This window comes from Sphingopyxis sp., assembly GCF_016463645.1.
Lineage (GTDB): Bacteria > Pseudomonadota > Alphaproteobacteria > Sphingomonadales > Sphingomonadaceae > Sphingopyxis.
Genome location: NZ_JAEMQX010000005.1, coordinates 34,457 through 52,226 on the forward strand (window position 1 = coordinate 34,457; position 17,770 = coordinate 52,226).

Genomic DNA, 17,770 nt, shown 5'->3' on the forward strand with positions numbered 1-17,770 from the left:
TCCTCGGGATCGAATGGGGAAAGGGGTACGCGCGGCGGGTGTGCGGATCAGGGGTTGGCCGGCGCCGGTTCGGCGGCGGGCACCGCGTCACGCTCGGGGTAGAAGCCGAGCGCCGCGACTTGGTCGCTGAACTCCTGCAGCTTGTTCTCCAGCCGGACGCGATAGAGGCCGGTCAGCGGTTCGCTCGCCGCCATCTTCTTGCCGAGGCCCATTTTTTCGTAATCGGCGATGATCGCGTCGCCGAGTTCGCGCAGTTCGCGGTTCTTGTCGGCGGCGATCGTGATTGCCTTGCGGCTCGCCTCGATCTGGCCGGTGGCGCTGCGCGCGGCGGCGACCTCGGCCTCCATCGCGCGCATCTTTTCCGACATGTCACGAAGCTGGTCGTTACGCTGCTTCAGCGTCGCGATCAGTTGCTGCGCCTGCTCGGCGACGATGCAACCGCCGGGCGCCGCATTTTCCTGTGCCTGCGCGGCAGGAGCGATGGCCAGCGCGACGAGCGACAGGCCGATGATCTGCTTTTTCATCACGATATCCCTCAAAACTTCGCGTTCAGGTCGAGCATGAAGACGTCGGTATCGATCGGCGGCGCGGCGGTGCCGGTCGCGGGGTCGACGAGGTCGATGGTGCGCGCCGAAAGCCACGAGCCGGTGAGCCAGAAATTCTTGGCGAGGCCCCAGCTGCCGCGAACGACAAAACCCTTCTGGTCGGTGCCGCCGAGACCGAAATCGGAATCGGTGAACAGGTCGAGCGTCGAATCGGCTTCGAGACGGCGGTAACCCGCGCTGAGGCTCCAAGCGTTCGCTTCGGCGATCTCGCGGTGGCCGATCGACAGCTGCGCGTTCCACGCCATGTCGCCGCTCGACGCGGGCACCAGCCGGTCGTCGAGTTCGTCGCGGTCGAAGGCGAAGTTTTTCAGCACCTCGAAATCGAGCGCGCCGACGAGCGTCGGGTTGATGTCGAATTCGGCGCGCGCGGTCGCCGCCCCGACGCGGAACTTCGATGCGAGGCCGAACTTGACGGTGTTCACGACGCCGCCGTCCTGGCGCAGGTTGAACACCGAGTTACCGAACTGGACGCGATCGGGCGCGGTGAAGTCGTTATCGCGCAGGCCCTGCGTATTATACTGGCCCTGGACGTTCGCGAATTCGTAGAGCGCCGCCGCCGCCTTGAAGCGCAGCCCGTCGACCGGCGCGGTCTTCACCCCGATCTGGCCCGCGAACAGGAATTTGTCGTCGCCGGTGAAATCCCATTCCTCGAGCGGGAAGGCACCGCCGGTCAGGAAGACCGAGGGTGCACCCTCGCCGCCACCAAGGCGCGCTTCGAGCGTCGCCGCCGCGCCCTCGAACTGCAGGTCGCGGTCGAACATCAGCTCGGTCGAGAAGAAGGGATTGTCGAACTTGCCGAGGATGAGGTTGCTGCCGGCAAAGCGGCCGTCCTTGTCGAACGGGCGCACGCGGATGTACGCACGGTCGAGCCCGACCATGAACTTGTCGAAATTGCCGGTCAGCGATTCATTCGTCGAAACCGGGTCGCTTGGGTTGCCGGTGACGAAGCGCAGGCCGGCCTCGACCTTGTCCGACACCTTGGCATCGACGCCGAAACGGGCGCGGACGCGCGCGCGCTGGCGATCCTTCGTCGTCGCGCGCAGCGGCAACAGGTCGTCGACGAAATAGCCGCCATCGGCGTTGATCGCATTGATGTCATAGATCAGCGGCGTGTTGCTCTGACCGAAGGCGACATGCTCGCCCCGCACGCGCATGTCGCCCGAGAAGCGAAAGCGGCTGAGCCATTCGGGAAGCGCGTCGGGCTGGGCCCAGCCTTCCTGCCGGGCGGTCGCGACGACCTCCTTCTTCACTTCGTCGCGGATCTGGTTGCGGACCGCCTCGGGCACATAGGGCACACGCACGACGCCGCTGTTCGCCTCGGCGCGCTTGCGCGCCTCCGACAGCACCGAATTGGCGTCGTCGCGCGACAGCACGCCCTTTTCGACGAGGACGTCGAGGATATCGATCGTCGAGGGATCGGTCGGGCGATCCTGCGCGGCGGCGCCCTGCGGGATCGCGGCCAATGCAGCGAGCGCAGCGGTCGCGGCCAGGAGAGTCGGTTTAAGCTTGTGGCTACGCATCGTTGATTTTCCCTGTTCCTTGGTCATGGGTTTCACGCCTGATTGAGTTGGAGAGTGATCTGGTTGGGGACGCCCGCGGGTGGCGGCGTGTCGATCCGGTTGAGGCCGCGCAGCGTCTGGAGCAGTTCGGCCTCGAGATCGGCCGGACGGACGCCCGAGAGCCCCAGGATTTCCAGCTGCCCCGACCCCGAGACGCGGACCCGGACACGAAACTGGAAGCTCGCCTGCGCGAGGTTGGGCCGCTTGCGCAGTTGCCGCATCAGCGCGCGCTGGACGAGTTCGGCATAAGCGCGCGACGCGCCGCTGCCGCCCTTGCCGGTGCCGCCGATCATCGGGCCGCTGCCGGTGCCGCCCTGCCCGCGCGGACCGCCCGAAAAGGCCCCGCTGTCGCTGGTCGGGTCCTGCAGCAGGCTCGACAGGTCGCCCGTCGGCGGGTTGGTGTTCGCCGGTTGCGGCGGCGAGAGCGGGTCGGGCTGCACCGCCTGCGCGGTTTCGGCGACCTTCTCGACCTCCTCGGGCGGCTGTTCGGTGAGTTCGGGCGGCGGCGGAGGCGGCGGCGGCGGGACCGCGAGGTCGAACATCTCGACCTCTTCGTCGCGCACGCGCTCCTCGACCTTGTCGAGGCCCGCGAGCCACCAAGCGGCCAGCAGCAGCGCGAGGATCAGCGCGGCCGGCCCGGCGACCCGCCTGAGGTCGGGCGTCTTCCGGAGGGATGGAAAAGCGGTCATGGCGGTCCGATACCCCGCTCAGCCCGCGGGCTTTTCGGCGGGCAGGCCGATCTTGGTGATGCCCACGCCCTTCAGCACATCGAGCACCTCGACGACCTTGCCATAGGCGGCCTGCGTGTCGCCGCGGATCACGACGGGCACTTCGGGATCCTCGGCGAAACGCTGACGCATCTCGGCCTCCAGCTCGGCAGTCGTCGTCGGCGCGCCGTTGAGATAGAGGTCGCCCGTCGACGCGACGCTGATCGCCTGCGTCTGCGAAGCCTCCAGCGTCTGGCGGTTCGACGCCTGCGGCAGGTCGAGTTCGATGCCCGCCACCTGCGCGGTCGCCATCAGGATGAAGATGACGATCAGCACATAGGCAAGGTCGAGCATCGGAACGACGTTGATCTCGTCGTAAATGGCGTCTTCGTCTTGAACTTTAGCCATGAGCCCGGCTCCTCAGGCGCCATATTCTTCGGCAATCCGCGCGACGAGGGCGTCGGCGAACGAGCGATTAGCAGCGTTGATGCGCTTGATCCGGGTGAGGATCAGGTTGTAGCCGAACAGCGCGGGGATCGCGACGGCGAGGCCGGCGGCGGTGGCGAGCAGCGCCGCGGCGACACCCGGAGCAATCGCGTTGACGTTGACGTTCCCCTGCGCCGCGATCGCGGCAAAGGTGATCATCACGCCGACCACCGTACCGAGCAGGCCGAGGAACGGCCCCCCCGCGATCGACAGCGTCAGGATGACGAGCTTGTCCGACAGGCTGTACGCCTGGTTCGACGACACCGCATCGATCCGCGCCTTCAGCGCTTCGATCGCCGGCGCAGTGAAGCGCGCACGTCCGGCCTGCGAACGATTGGCAACCTCCTGCAGCCCGGCCTGATAGAGCTGCGACAGCGTCGAGCTCGGGGTCTTTTCGGCGTGCTGGCCGAGCGCGGCGCCATCGAGCTGCGCTTCGGTCGCATAGGCTTTTTCGAACTGGCCGTTCTCGGTCTCGATCCGCTTCAGGAGGCGGAACTTCTGGACCATCACGCGGATCGCAAGCACCAGCAGCACGGCACAAAGCGCGATGACGAGCCAGCCTTCGATCGTGACGCTTTTGACGACGGTCACGAAATAGCCGAGTTCGAAATGCCCGCTGCGTTCCTGTTCGGCGCCGAAGGTCACGAGGCCGCGGCCGTTGTCCGACCGCGCGACCGCCTGCACATAGCCCGCGCTGCGATCGGCGGCGGCGAAGCGCAGATTGTCGATCTGGCCGGCGAAGCCCTGCCCGACGACGATATCGCCCTGCTGTGCGGGAAGCGCGGCGCTGCCGGCGCCCGCCGGGGTGCCATTGACGAACAGTTCGGCGCGGCCATCGCTGCGCACGACGAGAGCGACATGGTTCCAGCTGCCCGGCTTCAGCGCCGCAGTCGAGGGGATCTGCACGCCGCCGACGGTCACCACCGGCGCGAGCCCGGCAAGCGCGATCGAGAAGGACCCACCCCGGTCGACGACGCTGCCGCCCCCCGCCGCGCCCGGCTTGACCCACGCCATGAAAGTGAACGGCCGGCCGCCGATGTTGAGGCTGCTCGAAGCCGCGATGCGCAGCACTTCCCTGCCGCTGAACGTCGCCGACTGGCCGGCGAAGCCCGCCGAGGTCGGGACGGTCGAAACGCTGTTGTTGTTGCGCGTGCGGTCCTTGACCGGCGAGCCAGAGAAATCGAGCGCGAGGATTTCGGACGCATCGAACACCCCGGCCGGATTGGCGGTCGAGGCGACGTCGCCATCATAATAGAGATGATAGGTCTGGCTCGATGCGGGGTCGAGGCCGACGCCCTTCACCCACACCGTCGCGAGCCCCGACTTCGGGTCGAAATTCTCGACATAATGGTCGACGCGTTCGCCATTGGGGCCCGCGACGCGCAGGTCCGATCCGTCGGGCTTCACATCGTCGAACGCAAAGGTCTGCGTCGACAGGCGGAGCACGAAGGGAAAGGTCGCCGTCTTGGCGTCGAGCCCCGCGCCATCGGCCCCCGGCTTCACAACGATTTCCTTGCGCACCGACAGATTGTCGTCGAGCCAGGCGGCGTCTTGCGTTTGCGCCGCAGCGGACATGGAAAGCATGCCGATCGCTGCCGCGATCGCTCCGAAAATCAGTTTCTTCATGGGTATTTCCTCAGTATTTCAAGCCGACTTTGAAGTGCGCGCGCAGGCCACCCAGGTCGTCCTGGACAGGCTGCCCCGACTTCGTCGGATCCGATCGAAATTGATAAGCAAGGTCGAGTTGACCGTAGAAAATCTTGTACAGGTCGAACCTAGTCGTCAGGCCGGCGCTTCCGAGCCAGAAGGACGATTTTTCCTCGGGAAGCGGGCTTTCGATCCAAGCGTAGCCGCCCTCCAGGAAAGCCGCGACGCGCCAGTCGATCTTTTCGGCGCCCGTCGGGAGCTTGTAGCCGAGTTCGAGCGAAAGCCGCGCGCCGCTGTCGCCGAGCACTTCGGCCTCGCGGTAGCCGCGGATGCTGCCGACCCCGCCGAGCACGAACTGTTCGTTCGAAATCAGCGGCGCGGGGGCGAGCTGCCAGTCGAGCGCCGCGCGCAGGTCGAAATCATTCTTGAGCTGGCGGTTATAGACGCCGCTGCCATAGAAATAGATGAAGCTCGCTTCGGCGCCGGCGCGCTTGCCGACCGATTCCTCGTTGACGTTCGGGGTCAGCGGATTGTCGGGAATATAGCCGAATTCGCGCTGGCGGCCGACGAGGCCGTCGAAAGCGAAGGTCGTGCCGATGCTGAACTCGCCATTCGATTGCGTGTTGCCGCCGAGCCAGCGATATTGCGCGGTAAACGGCAGATAGGTGACCGGCGTGTCGAAGGTCAGTGTCTCGCCCGTTTCAGGATCGACGAGGCCGATCTGGTCGAGATAATCCTTGTAATCGACGCCGAACAACAGCGACTGCACCGTCCCCTGCGGCGAATTTCCGAGCGTGCGCATGAAGCGCCCGCCGACGGTCAGGCCATTGCCAAGCACGGTCAGCCCGCCGACCGTCGCGACGTCGGTGTTCGAATTGACGATATAGCCGAGCAGGCTCGACCGGCCGTAGCCGAGCGGCGCATAATAGGAGCCCGAGACGACCTGTACCTGATCGAAATCCTCGGGCGCGGTCTGGAAGAAGATATTCGCGCTGTGTCCGGCCTGCCAGAGATTGTCGTAGTTCGCCGACACGTTGAGGCGAAAGCGTTCGGTCGAGCGGTTATACTGGTCGCTGACCTCGATCGACGCGCCCCACGGCTTCTTGTCCTCGACCGCCAGTTCGATGTCGACGGTCCCCGGCGCCGCGCCGGCCTTGAACTCGGGAGTGATCGTGCGCGTCGTGCGCGCGTTCGCCGATGACAATTCCTGCTGGAGCGTCGGCACATTGGGAACGGTGCCGGGCTTCAGGCTCGGCAGCGCGCCGCGAACCTCGCTCGGCAGCACGAAGTCGGCGCCCGTCACGCGGACGCGGCCGACCTTGCCTTCGGTGACGACCAGCTCGAGAATGCCCGAGCTGACGTCCTGTTGCGGGATTTCGACGACGACCGTCGCATAGCCGCGGTCGCGATACGCTTTTTCAAGCTCGCTGCGCGCGACTTCGACGTCAGGCACGCTCTTGCCGTAACCCGCGTGCGGCATCAGCACCGTCTGGATGTCGGCCGCCGTGAGGACCGAATTGCCGCGCACGACATATTCCATGACGTCGAAGCGAAACTTGGGATCGCCCGCCGGCGCCGCGGCGGCCTCGTCCTGCGCCGCGGCCGGATTCGCCGCACAGAGAGCAAGGACGCTTACCGCGGCCATACAACCCCGCAGCGGGTGCAGGGTACGCCCCGCTCTCAATTTTTTCATTCGAACCATCGCTGTGCAACGCCCCTCGTAAAGTCGAATCGGTCAGCCCGATTCGCTACCGGTGGTCGCTCCGCTAAGGTTTCACTATGACATTAGTAATACTAACCTTTTCGAGTAGATTTATATAAATATCTTACAACAAAATGCCCGGATCAATATTGATCCAGGCTGGATTTGAAGAGGTTATTATTTCTATATTTTAGATATATTATATTCTTGAGCCGGCCTGTGACGACCGCACTCCTGCGCCTTCCCGGAACGATCCATCCCATGATGCATCGAGGATCGCGAAAAGCGCGATGGCATCCGCTCTGCTTCGGGTGCCCAGCTTTTCCCGGATTCCCCGGAAATGGAATTTGACGGTCTCTTCGACGATCTCGAGCTGCTCGGCGACGGCGCTGTTCGTGAGCCCCTGCGCGGCGAGTTCGAGAATCTCGATTTCGCGACGGGATAGCGGCGTGCGGCCGCGGATGAGCGAGAGCCTTTCGATCGTCCGTGCCGTCAGCACGGTCGCGACAAAGAAGAGGTCGAGAAATGATGGTGGCAGGGCCCGCAACACCGGCGGAGCAGCGATCGCGTCGGCGATCGCAACGCGCCCGCCGCGCCCCCATACCGCCACGCTGACGCCGCCTTCTACCCCTGCCCTGCGCAGGTTCGCCATGACATCCCTCGCAAAGGCCGACTTCTCGCCGGGCCATTCGTCGCAGGTCCACACGAAAGGTTCGATCGCGCGGCGTGCGAAGCGCCGGACCGGGTCGCGCCCGTCAAAGCCGATGTTGCGCACGCGGTCGGCCGTTTCGCTCGCCAGCGTCGACCATTGAACGGTCTGGTTGGCAAGGTCCCCCGGCGGAATGAAGGTCAGGATCAGATCGGGCAGGCCCTGCCCATGCAGAAAGCAGGCGAGCAGGTCGAACGCGTCCTTGCGCGTCCGGACCTGCGCCAGCCGGCCCGACAGCGCGGGAAGTCCGGCGTCGAGCATTTCCAGCGGCTTCATGGCAAGACACGCACTCATTTCATTCCCCTCGCTCCGATGACGTTCGGGGGCCGGGAAATGCGAAATCTTTTTTTCGCGGTTCCCTAATTTCGCAGGATCGCAATGCCTCCCGGAAGGCGGGTGACCTTCATGCCGAGCGACTTTGCGATGTGATCGACCGCAAAATCCGCGCGTTCGAGGTGGATGACACCGCTGATCCGGACCTCGTTTCGGCTGCCCAGCAGGTAGACGCGCCCGGGGCGATAGCGATTGAGCTCGGCTATCACTTCGCTCGCCGGGCGGTCCTTGAACAGGAACAGATCGCGCTGCCATGCGGCGCCGCTTTCGGCGACGTCGCGCGGGGTCGGCCGCACCTCACCCGCCCGGAAGTCGAGACTGGCGCCGGCATCGACCGTGGCGCGGCCGCCCTGCGACACCACCTCGATCCGTCCCTCCAGACAGGCGACACGCATCAGCCCACCGCCCGACCGCATCGAGAAACGCGCGACCTGTGCGCGGACCTCGACATCCTTCGCCGTGGCGATCAGCCGGCGTCCCGGATCGCAGGTCGCCGAAATCAGGGCCTCGCCCTGCGACAGCTCGACACGCGGCGCCGCGGCATCGGCCCAGAACAACAGCCGCGAATCGGTGTTGAGCTCGGCGCTGACCTCGGGCTCGAGCCGGACGTGACGGCGCTCGCCCTTGCCTGTGCGATATTCACGCGCCCCCGCCGGGACAGGCGCCGCCAGGGGCACCAGCGACACCGCCGCAGCGGCGGCCATCGCAGCCCCGCCGCCAAGGAACCAGCGGCGCGAAACCCCGTGGCCGGCCGCCGGCAAGGCCGCGCCGCCGGCCAGCGCCGGCCCCAGTTGTTCCCACAGGCGGACCGCCTGGCGGAACGCGCCTTCATTCTCTTCGTTTTGCGCGCGCCACGACAGCAGCATGTCGAGGTCGCGCTGCGTCGCCTCGCCCGATTTCAGGCGCACGACCCAGCTACGCGCCATCGCGTCGCGGTCGGGCCATCGTCCCAGTTCATTATTATCGGGCATCGTCAACCTGGATCAGTCCTTCAATGACGAGACGGTTTTTGCCGGCCATAAGCGAAATCCTCCCGTTCTTCTTTTTTCAGATATTCGGCGCAATGGTCGAGCGCGCAGCGAAGCTCCATCTCGACCGTCCGCGTCGAGACGCCAAGTTCGGCGGCGATTTCGCGGCACGACCGTTCGTGGATGCGCACCGCGATCAGGATCATCCGCCGCCGTTCGGTCAGCGCGGCAATCGCGGCTTCGAGCTGCCCCACCGCCTCGCGATCCTCCGCCGTGCGCGCGACCGAGGGTGTAGGATCGGGGATGTCGAGCGCTGCCTCGATCCGGTCCGCCAGCGAATGGCGGTTCGCCGACCGGCGGAGATCCGTCGCGGCATTCAGCGTCAGGCGGAACAGATAGGCGGGCGCGTTGCGCACCGAATAGGATTTTTCGGTCGTCCGCAGTTTGACATAGACTTCGTTCAGCGCCTCGTCGGCTAGGTCAGCCGAACCGAGGCGGCGACGCAGCCGCTCCCGGAAATCGGGATAGAGTTGCATGAAGCGCTGCAGGAGGGCGAAGGTCTCCACGGCGCTAGCGGGCCGTCACGGGCGGGCGCATCGGCACTCACCCCCGGACCTGGAAGTCGATCGGCACATCGACCTCGATCGGTGCGGGCAGTTCGTCGGGCACCTGCGGCAGCGGTTCGGCGCGCCACAGCGCGGCGAGCGCCTTTTCGCCGACCAGGCTGTTCGGCGAACGCAGCACGCGCGCATCGACGACGCGCCCGTCACGCGCGACGCGAAAACGCAGTATGACGAGGCCGGCATCGCCGCGACCGATATGATCGCCGCGGCGCCGGCTATGCGCCGCGATATGCTTGCGGAGGATCGCGCCATAGGCCGACTTGCCCGCCCCCGCGAGCGGATCGTCCGCCAGCAGGCTGGCCAGTTCGGTGTCGAATTTCGCGTTGCCCGCCTCGGCCGCCTTGCCGCTTCCCTTGGTGCGGATGGCGACGTCGCTGTTTTCCCGCGTGACGGGCAGATCGCGGGCATCGATGTCGCCGCCGCCCGCGCGTGCGGGACCGGCAGCGGGATCGAACGTCAAAAGTTCGACCGTCATCGGCTCGCTGCCCGGCGCCGCGCGCGATCCGCCCGCACCGCTGCCGGCATAGACCAGGCTGAAGAGGATGAAGCCGCCCGCATGAAGGACCAGCGAAAGCGCGATTGCGGCCTTGCGCCCACGATCCTCCGGCGCGGCGCGGCGGCTCTCGCCGCCGATCGCGGTCGCCGCGTTCATTGCGCGACGATCCGCAACCCGACCGGCTGGGGCATGTTCGCCGGCGGGGGCGAACCGACCGTCATGCCATCGAGCAGCCGGCGCGCGATGACGAGCGCCTCGCCGTTGCTCCCGGCGCCGAAACCGTCGAGACCGGTGATCCGTCCGTCCGCCGAGAGCCAGACATAGAGCGTGAAATCATAGGACCGCGTGCCCAGTTCGCTCGACCGGCGCAGGAGCGCGAGACTCGCGCCCAGCAGCTTCTCGCCATACCAGCGATATTCGTCGTTGCTGGCGCGAAAGGCCGAGGTCAGTACGTCGATCTCGTCGAGCGACATGTCGGCGGGCGCCTCGCGCGATGCCGATTCGAGGATGATGGCGTCGGGACGCGTGAAGCGCGGAACCAATCCGCTTCCCTCCAGCATCTGCATCAACGCCTCATATGCGGTCCGCGCCTCCTGCACGGGGCCGGCCCGCTTGCCCTCGACGAGGCCTTCGGCGACGATGACGTCATATCCGTTGCGCTTGCCGAACTGGCGCAAGGCATCCGCAAGCGGCTGGCCGGCGGTTACGCCCCAGTCGCGCTCGCGCGCCGCGACGGGCCCGGCCACCAGCGCCTGACATAACAGCGCCAGTGACAGAGCGAGCGCGCGTATCGCCCGGCCGGAATGTCTCGTCTGCCCCATCTAGCTTGATCGACCCCGTGCAGAGACCATCGCCGAAATGGAGGCCAGTTGCGCTGCCAGTATTGCAATTTGGTGACGACCGGCAGCGATGTCGCCAGTGCCCGCATTATCTGCGCGGCGCCAATCCGGCAGCCTGGCGAGGACGGCAAACCCGACGGCGGCAGCGACCGGAAGTTTCCCGACCTCGGCCCTTGAAGCCGGGGATCCCGGGTCTCGAAAGGCGTGTTTTGGGCGCGAAGTCGTTGCTTGCCCGGCGTGTCCGGCGAATCCGGAACCGGAACCACATGGGCGGTTCAGGATAAATCGAGGCGAGCCTTGTCGGGCGTCACGACGAAGCGAGCAAGCGTATCGAGCGAACCGCCCGGCGTCTGCACGCGATCCATGACCTTGACGTCCGCATGCCATGCCTCCGCAGTGATGTCGTGAATCTGGTATCCGCGCTGATCGTTGAGCAAGGCGACGTTGGGACTGGCGGCGAGCAGGGCCTCGTGCCGCTTGAGCGGTACGGACGATCCATCGCCGCCCGAGGTGATCGACGTCGCGAGAAATTCGGTCGCTGCCGCGGGACCGTCGGGTTCGTCGTCGCGCACCGGAATCGTTCCGACCGCGTGAATATGCGCATCGCCGGTCGCGATCACGACGTTGGTGAGGTCGTGACGACAGATCGAGCGCACCAACTGCTTGCGTGCGCCGGGATAGCCGCTCCAGCTGTCCGGACCGGCACGCAGCTTGCGCGTGCCGTCTCCCGCCGTTTCGTATAGCGGCATGGCGAATACCTGCTGCGCGATCAGGTTCCAGCCCGCCTTGTTGCGAAGCCCTCGATCGAGCCACGCACGCTGCGCGTCGCCAAGTATCGTCGCTTCGGCATCGCCGGTGCGGCACGCGGTCTGGCCCGGCTGCGTGCATGACTGGTCGTCGCGATAACTGCGCGTGTCGAGGACATGCATGCGCAGCAGTGCGCCGAAATCGAGCCGGCGATGCATGACGATGCCGCACGGCCCGGGAAGTTGGGCGCGGCGGACGGGCATATGCTCGTACCAAGCCTGCATCGCGGCGAAGCGCCGCAAGGCGAAAGCTTCGGGCGGCGTACCATCTTGGTCGAAGGCGCTCGCCCAGTCGTTGTCCACCTCATGATCGTCGAATGACATGACGAACGCGGCGGCGGCGTGCGCCGCCTGCAACTGGCGGTCGCCCTTATACTGGGCGTAGCGGCGCCGATAATCGTCGAGGCTGTATATCTCGTCGCCGAAATGCGACCGGTCGACGATGCCGCCGGCGGCATCGCGCACCTGGAGATGCGGCGCCCCCGGATGGCCGGCGGTCTCGTAGATATAGTCTCCATAATGAAAGACCGCGTCGAGGCCGGCTTCCTCGCTCAGGTGGTGCCACGCGTCATACCAGCCGTGCGGATAGGCCTGGCAGCCGGCGACGGCGATTCGCAGGCGGTCCACGCCGACGCCCGCCGCCGGGGCGGTCCGCGCCGTCCCCGCCGTGCTGGCCTCCGCGCCATCGACGCGGAAGCGGTACCAATAGGGCCGGTGCGGGCGAAGGCCATCGACCTCGACATGCACCGCGTGCGCGAATTCGGGCCGCGCCACCGCTTCGCCCGAGCGCACGATCCGGGTGAAACGCGCGTCTTCCGATACCTCCCAGCACACCGGAACCGCAACCATCGGCATGCCACCATGTTCGGCAAGCGGGTCAGGTGCCAGCCGCGTCCAGATCACGAAGCCGTCAGGCCATGGATCGCCGGAGGCGACACCAAGCGAGAAGGGATAGCGCCGGAATTTCGGCGTCGCCGCCGATACGGACCCGAAACCGGCGAACAGCGCCATGCCGCCTGCCGCGGCGAGAAGACGGCGGCGATCGATATGGGGCGACATCATCAGAAACGGGCGCGCAGGCCGATGACGCCGCTCGTTCCCGCCTTGAGATAGACGGCGCTATAATCGTCATAGGGAGTCGCCGAACTGGTTACGGTCGATCCCTCGACGATGACGTTGCGGGCGCTGTTGAGCAAGTTGCGGATCGAGAAGAATGCCTCGACCCCCTTGTGGACCGCAACGCTCCCCGAGAAGCTCATATCCCAGAAATCGTCGTAGTAGGAGGGCGTGGTGCTGCGGTATTTGTCGCCGGTCCAGGCGGTGTTGAGATAGAGCTTCACCGGTCCCTTGCGATAGGAAAGCGAGATGCTGCCCATCTTGTCGGCGACACCGACGATCGGCACTTCGGGATAGTTCATGCTGAGCGAGCCGCGCACCGACAACCCGTCGAGCGGCGATGGCAGATACTTCATCGCATGGCTGAATTCGAACTCCCAGCCGCGGATGCTGATCGCCTCGCCGCCCACCGTGGTGGTGGTGCGGAAGGTGTAATCCGAATATTCGGTACCGGTATAGCCGAACTCGTCGGCGGTCAGGTCCTGGGTCTGGAACAGCCCTTTCACCTTGTTCTGGTACAGGTTGATCGCGACGACGCCGACCGGTTCGAAATATTGCGCGAGACGCAGCGAGATATTGTCGGAAATTTCAGGCTTCAGCCCCGGATTCGGCGCGCGAATGACCTGGTTGATATCATCGATAGACCAGATACCGGTGAGCGTGCCCACTTCCGGACGGCGGATCGTGCGGCTGTAGCCGAGTTGCAGGTCGGTGCTGGGCGTGAAGGAATATTTGAGCGACGCGCTGGGAAAGAAATAGTCATAGGTTCCCTTGCGCTCGACCTTCGGGCGCGAGAAATATTGATATTCGAGCCCCGGGATGGTGGTCGCCATGCCCGTCGAGGCGGAGACGGGGTAGCCCGCGGCCGCGACCTCCTGCGCGGAGAGCGCGTCCACCTCCAGCGCGGTGGTGGTCGTCTGTTCCCAACGCAGGCCCGCGCGCACCTTCAGCTTCTCGGTCAGCTCCGCCGTGCCCATGGCGTACAGCGCGTTTGTTTCCTCGGCGAACTGCCGGTTGTTGCCCACATTGATGCTGTACCACTCGCTCGCCGTCGTCGCGGCGGTCGCGGTCCAATATTCGGGATGCTGGCGGTAGAGCTCGAGCAGCTTGTAACCGCTCGGCATATAAAGATACGAACTGCCGTTCAGAGTCCGGATGTCGATCCCGCTGTCGGCGAACGACACCTGGTTGCCACCCTGGATTTGCGCGAACAGGTCCGCGGTCGAAAGATCGCCGACATAACGGTAACGATCCTTGTCGGTCTCGTCGCGATACAGCCATTTGGCACGCTGGTTCTTGAAACCGACCTTCAGCACCAGCGGCAGGCCGCCGACATCGGTGCGATAGGTGGCATTGAGAGCGCCCCCGCGCTGGGTACGCTTGGCATATGGACCATTGTTGAGGCGCAGGATCAGCGCCGACGGTCCCGAGAAGCTCGCCGGGTCGCTCCAGTCTCCACCGCTCAACTGCTGAATCTGCCATTTCTGGCCGAACAGGTCGCCGGGTTCGCGTTGCGCGGAAAAATTGCCGCGGGCGGTGAGCGCGCTCAGCACATAGGCCGAATCCTTCTCGCCCTGCGGGTCATAGGTGCTGATCGAGTCCGAATAGAAGAGGTTGCCGTCGATGGCGAGCTGACCGGTCTCGTAATTGAAGCTGGGGATGATCGTCTTGCCCTTGCTCGTCTTGTAATTGAGCGTGTTCTGGATCGACATGCTCGCGGCCGTCGCCGCCTGCTGGGTGGTGATGTCGAATAGCGGGTCGCCGATCACTCCGCGCGTTCGTGCGTTGGTGGTGAATTTATATGCCGTCGACGCCGCCCAGATGTCGGCCTCGTTGTAAACCGACGCGAGCGAGAGCACGAGTTCGTCGCTCGCCTTGAAGTCCATATTCAGCGATGCCGCGAGCCGCGAGATTTCGCGCGAGTCCTGTTGCGTCTCGATCGATGTGATCGCCAGCGGCTCGGGGCTGATCGCGGTGGGCACGTTGCTGCGGCCGAGCGTGACCTGCTCATGCTCGATATAGAGGTTCGACTTGCTGACGCTCGCGACCACGCCAAGTCGTCCGCCGAGCAGCACGTCGGAATATTCGACCTGCCAGTTGGGCAGGAAGCGCTTGCCGCCATACCCGCCCTCGCCGGGGCCTGTATGTTCGCGCGAATCCCACAAATTGGCGTGGGTGCTGGCACTCGCCTGGAGCAGGATGCGCCGGCCCTTGCGATCGAAAGCCCGCTTCGTCTTGATGTTGATCGTGCCCGCCGGCGCGTTCGCATCGACATCGGCGCTGATCGTCTTCGATATCTCGATCGAGTCGATCGAGCTCAGCGACAGCTGTTCAAAGCTGAAGGTTCGCGAGCCGGCGGCGCCGGTCATCGCATCGACGCCCGCCAGGCTGACGCCGTTCAGCGTCACTGCGGTATATTCGGCGGGAAGCCCGCGCAGCTTGACGTTGCGCACGGTACCGTCGCCGTCGCCGCCGGCATCGGTGTCGACGCCCGGCATGAACTTGATGAATTCGCCCGGATTGCCGTCGGCGATATCGCCGTAGGATTCGGCCGACAGGCTATTCTTGATATCCATCGACTGGCGCTGACTCATGATCGCGCGCGCGTCACCCTCGCGCACGCCGATGACGACGATCTCGTCGTTGAGTTCGCCACGCTCGTCGCCGCGCGTCATCGCAAAATCCTGCCGCGTGGTGCCGCCCGCGGAAACGCTTACGGTCGCGTTCTGGCTGGCATAGCCGATATAGCGGACGGTGATCGTGGCGGGTCCGGCCGGCACATCGGCCAGCCGATATTCGCCGCCTTCGCCGGTCGTGATCGACCGCCGGTCGCCGTTCGCGGCCGTCACCTCGACGATCGCGGCACGCAGATATTCGCGGGTGGCGGGGTCGATGACCTGGCCGGTGAGTTCACCCTTGCCGGCGACCTCGCGGGTCTGTGCGCCCTGTACCGCGCGGCGGGAGCGCAGAGTCACCACCTGCCCGTCGTCGCTCGCGATTTCGAGCGGTGTGTTTGCGATCATGCGACGGAGCGCGGCGCGCACGTCCATCCGCCCCTTGATCACCGGCGTTCGCACCCCTTCGAGGTCGCGTGCGGCCGCAACGATCTGGATTCGCGCCTGACGGGCGAGTTCGGGGATCCCCTTGACCGCCGGCTGCGCGGGAATGTCGAACTGGCGGACCTGTGCATAGGCGGGCGCCGAGGTGGCGAGCGCGACGACGACGGCGGTTGTGGTAAGTGCGAAACGACGCGAATTCATGGCTATTGCCCCCGAGATGCGGGCGGCGACCTCCGCCCGTTCGGAGACTGAGAGACCTGGGCGGCGCGCTTCCGCCCCTGGCTTGCGCAAATTATTGCTGCGGTGCGGCGCGATACAGCCGGACGAGGTTTCCGCGCTGCTCGACGCGAGCGCCGAAGACCGTTGCGACGGCGCGGCCGAAGCCCGCCGGATCGCCTGCGGCGAACAGCCCCGTGACCGGTTCGCGCGCGAGCGCCGGGTCGGCGATCTCGATCCGCGTGTTGCTGTAGCGTGCGAAGGCGGCGGCCGCCTCGTCGAGCCGTTCGCCCTCGAAGGCGATCTTGCCCTCGCGCCACGCAAGTTCGCGCGATAGCAGGTTGGGGTCGACAATGCGTGGCGCGGGCCTGCGCGCGGATATGCCGCTGGCGGGAAGAATGAGCCGCGAGCCGGGGCGCATCGTCACCGGCGCCGCGATACCCGGCCCGCGCAGCGCAAGCCCCCCGCGGTCGACCAGGATATCGACGGGCGCCGCGTCCAGCGCACGGATGCGGAACGCGGCGGAGAAGGTCGAAAGCCGGTTGTCGCGGGCATCGACGACGAAGGGGCGCGCGCCGCGGATGGCCGTGAAGAAGGCCTCGCCTTCGAGCAATTCGACGCGGCGTTCGCGGTCGGTATACCGCACGCGCACGCTCGTGCTCGTGTTCAGCATGACCGTCGAGCCGTCGTCGAGCGTGACCAGCCGCACTTCGCCGAGATCGGTATGAATCGCGCCCGCGGCGGGGAGAACGATGCCGAGCGTCGCCGCCGATGCGGCGATCGCGCACCCGCCGCCGGCCCAGCCCAGCATCTTGCGCCGCGTTATGGTGCGGGGTTCGCCCGGCGCGAAGCGTTGCGGGTCGAACTGCGGCCCCAGCGCGCTAGCGGATTCGCTGAGCATCGAAACGGCATCGGCGCGCAACATCGCGCCGCGTCGGCGCGAATCGCCGGCGAGCCACGCATCCAGCGCCGCCGCTTCACCATCTGAAAGCGGGCCGCGGTCGCGTCTTGCGATCCAGGCGGCCGCCTGATCGTCAATGTCTCGACTGGTTTCGCGTTCGCTCGTCAAGGAAGGCCATCTCCAACTCCGTTTTCGTAGAGCCTTCTGCCAGAGCTCTTCCGCCATCGCCAAACCAATTGATCAGGTAACGCAGCCCTCGCGAAATGTGTTTTTCGACGGTATTTTCGGAGATCGCCATACGCGCGGCAATTTCGCGCTGCGAGAGACCATCGACGCGGCGCAGCACGAAGGCCTGCTGCGTCTTGCTCGGCATCGCGGCGATCGCCCGCGCCAGCCGCCCAAGCTCGTCGCGGTCGATGGCGATCCGTTCGGGCGATGGCAGATCGTCGGCATGCTCGAGCGCAGCGACGTCCTCGACCGCATGAATCGGGACGACCCGCGCGCGCCGCAATTGTCTGGAGATGACCGATCGCGCCACCTGGAAGAGATAGGCGCGGGGATGGACAATCCCGTCCGGGCTATCGAGGTCGGCCAGGATCGCATAGGCTTCCTGGATGATGTCGTCGGGATCAAGACCGAGCGGTGTGCGGCGCGCCAGCCACCCCCGCAGCGCCGGCTCGTGCGGCAGGATGTTGCGAAGAAACCATCGCGTTCTTTCTCGGTCCGGAACGGGCACTGGCTATCCCTGGAAAGCATGGTCGGATCATACGACCGCCGTGAGCGGGGAACCGCGGACGGCACGGCCCGGCGGCGAGTCCGCGCTGCGTTAGGTGTGAAATGTGACAGCCAGCATTCAGAACGATGCCAATGGCATGACAGTCTCGTTCCGGATTCGTCACAGAAATGACACCTCAACCGACGCGGCTTTCGGGATCGGTGCCGACCGGCAACGGTCTCGACGCGGACACCCTTCATCGTAGCTGGCGGGGCTGACGAAA

At 65.8% G+C, this 17,770-nt stretch carries 15 protein-coding genes; all 15 read right to left on the reverse strand.

The genetic code is table 11. From position 1 onward, the window contains the following. Positions 1-47 precede the first annotated feature (47 nt). The gene (locus tag JHC57_RS02715) at positions 48-524 is read right to left on the reverse strand and encodes a hypothetical protein (protein ID WP_294028448.1); all 477 of its coding nucleotides are present in this window, start codon (positions 522-524) and stop codon (positions 48-50) included. Between the two features lie 11 nt (positions 525-535). Then, positions 536-2,125: a putative porin gene (locus JHC57_RS02720; RefSeq protein WP_294028449.1), complete on the reverse strand. Its 1,590-nt coding sequence runs from the start codon at positions 2,123-2,125 to the stop codon at positions 536-538. Positions 2,126-2,157: 32 nt separating this feature from the next. Then, a complete protein-coding gene (locus JHC57_RS02725) occupies positions 2,158-2,853 on the reverse strand; it encodes a hypothetical protein (RefSeq protein ID WP_294028450.1) in 696 nt (231 codons plus the stop codon). 18 nt (positions 2,854-2,871) lie between these two features. After that, positions 2,872-3,279, reverse strand: a complete 408-nt coding sequence (locus tag JHC57_RS02730) for a biopolymer transporter ExbD (protein ID WP_294028452.1) — start codon at positions 3,277-3,279, stop codon at positions 2,872-2,874. A 12-nt stretch (positions 3,280-3,291) separates the two neighbouring features. After that, positions 3,292-4,983: a DUF2341 domain-containing protein gene (locus JHC57_RS02735; RefSeq protein ID WP_294028454.1), complete on the reverse strand. Its 1,692-nt coding sequence runs from the start codon at positions 4,981-4,983 to the stop codon at positions 3,292-3,294. 10 nt (positions 4,984-4,993) lie between these two features. Next, positions 4,994-6,697, reverse strand: a complete 1,704-nt coding sequence (locus tag JHC57_RS02740; protein WP_294028456.1) for a ShlB/FhaC/HecB family hemolysin secretion/activation protein — start codon at positions 6,695-6,697, stop codon at positions 4,994-4,996. A gap of 208 nt (positions 6,698-6,905) precedes the next feature. Further along, positions 6,906-7,691 (reverse strand): LuxR family transcriptional regulator, encoded by a 786-nt coding sequence (locus tag JHC57_RS02745; protein WP_294028457.1) that lies wholly within the window; start codon positions 7,689-7,691, stop codon positions 6,906-6,908. Between the two features lie 83 nt (positions 7,692-7,774). Continuing rightward, a complete protein-coding gene (locus JHC57_RS02750; protein ID WP_294028459.1) occupies positions 7,775-8,719 on the reverse strand; it encodes a FecR domain-containing protein in 945 nt (314 codons plus the stop codon). 20 nt (positions 8,720-8,739) lie between these two features. Continuing rightward, a complete protein-coding gene (locus JHC57_RS02755; protein ID WP_294028461.1) occupies positions 8,740-9,282 on the reverse strand; it encodes an RNA polymerase sigma factor in 543 nt (180 codons plus the stop codon). 37 nt (positions 9,283-9,319) lie between these two features. Continuing rightward, complete coding sequence (locus JHC57_RS02760; protein ID WP_294028463.1) at positions 9,320-9,991, reverse strand: energy transducer TonB; 672 nt, start codon at positions 9,989-9,991, stop codon at positions 9,320-9,322. Beyond that, entirely contained in the window at positions 9,988-10,581 is a 594-nt protein-coding gene (locus JHC57_RS02765; protein WP_294028464.1) for an STN domain-containing protein, read from the reverse strand. Before JHC57_RS02765 ends, JHC57_RS02760 begins: the two co-directional genes overlap by 4 nt. 368 nt (positions 10,582-10,949) lie before the next feature. Further along, positions 10,950-12,542: an alkaline phosphatase D family protein gene (locus JHC57_RS02770; RefSeq protein ID WP_294028465.1), complete on the reverse strand. Its 1,593-nt coding sequence runs from the start codon at positions 12,540-12,542 to the stop codon at positions 10,950-10,952. Then, positions 12,542-15,856: a TonB-dependent receptor gene (locus tag JHC57_RS02775; RefSeq protein WP_294028467.1), complete on the reverse strand. Its 3,315-nt coding sequence runs from the start codon at positions 15,854-15,856 to the stop codon at positions 12,542-12,544. Before JHC57_RS02775 ends, JHC57_RS02770 begins: the two co-directional genes overlap by 1 nt. A 91-nt stretch (positions 15,857-15,947) precedes the next feature. Continuing rightward, on the reverse strand, positions 15,948-16,940 hold the full coding sequence (locus tag JHC57_RS02780; protein ID WP_294028468.1) for a FecR domain-containing protein: 993 nt from the start codon (positions 16,938-16,940) through the stop codon (positions 15,948-15,950). Then, positions 16,906-17,508, reverse strand: a complete 603-nt coding sequence (locus JHC57_RS02785; RefSeq protein ID WP_294028469.1) for a sigma-70 family RNA polymerase sigma factor — start codon at positions 17,506-17,508, stop codon at positions 16,906-16,908. Before JHC57_RS02785 ends, JHC57_RS02780 begins: the two co-directional genes overlap by 35 nt. Between the last annotated feature and the right edge of the window lie 262 nt (positions 17,509-17,770).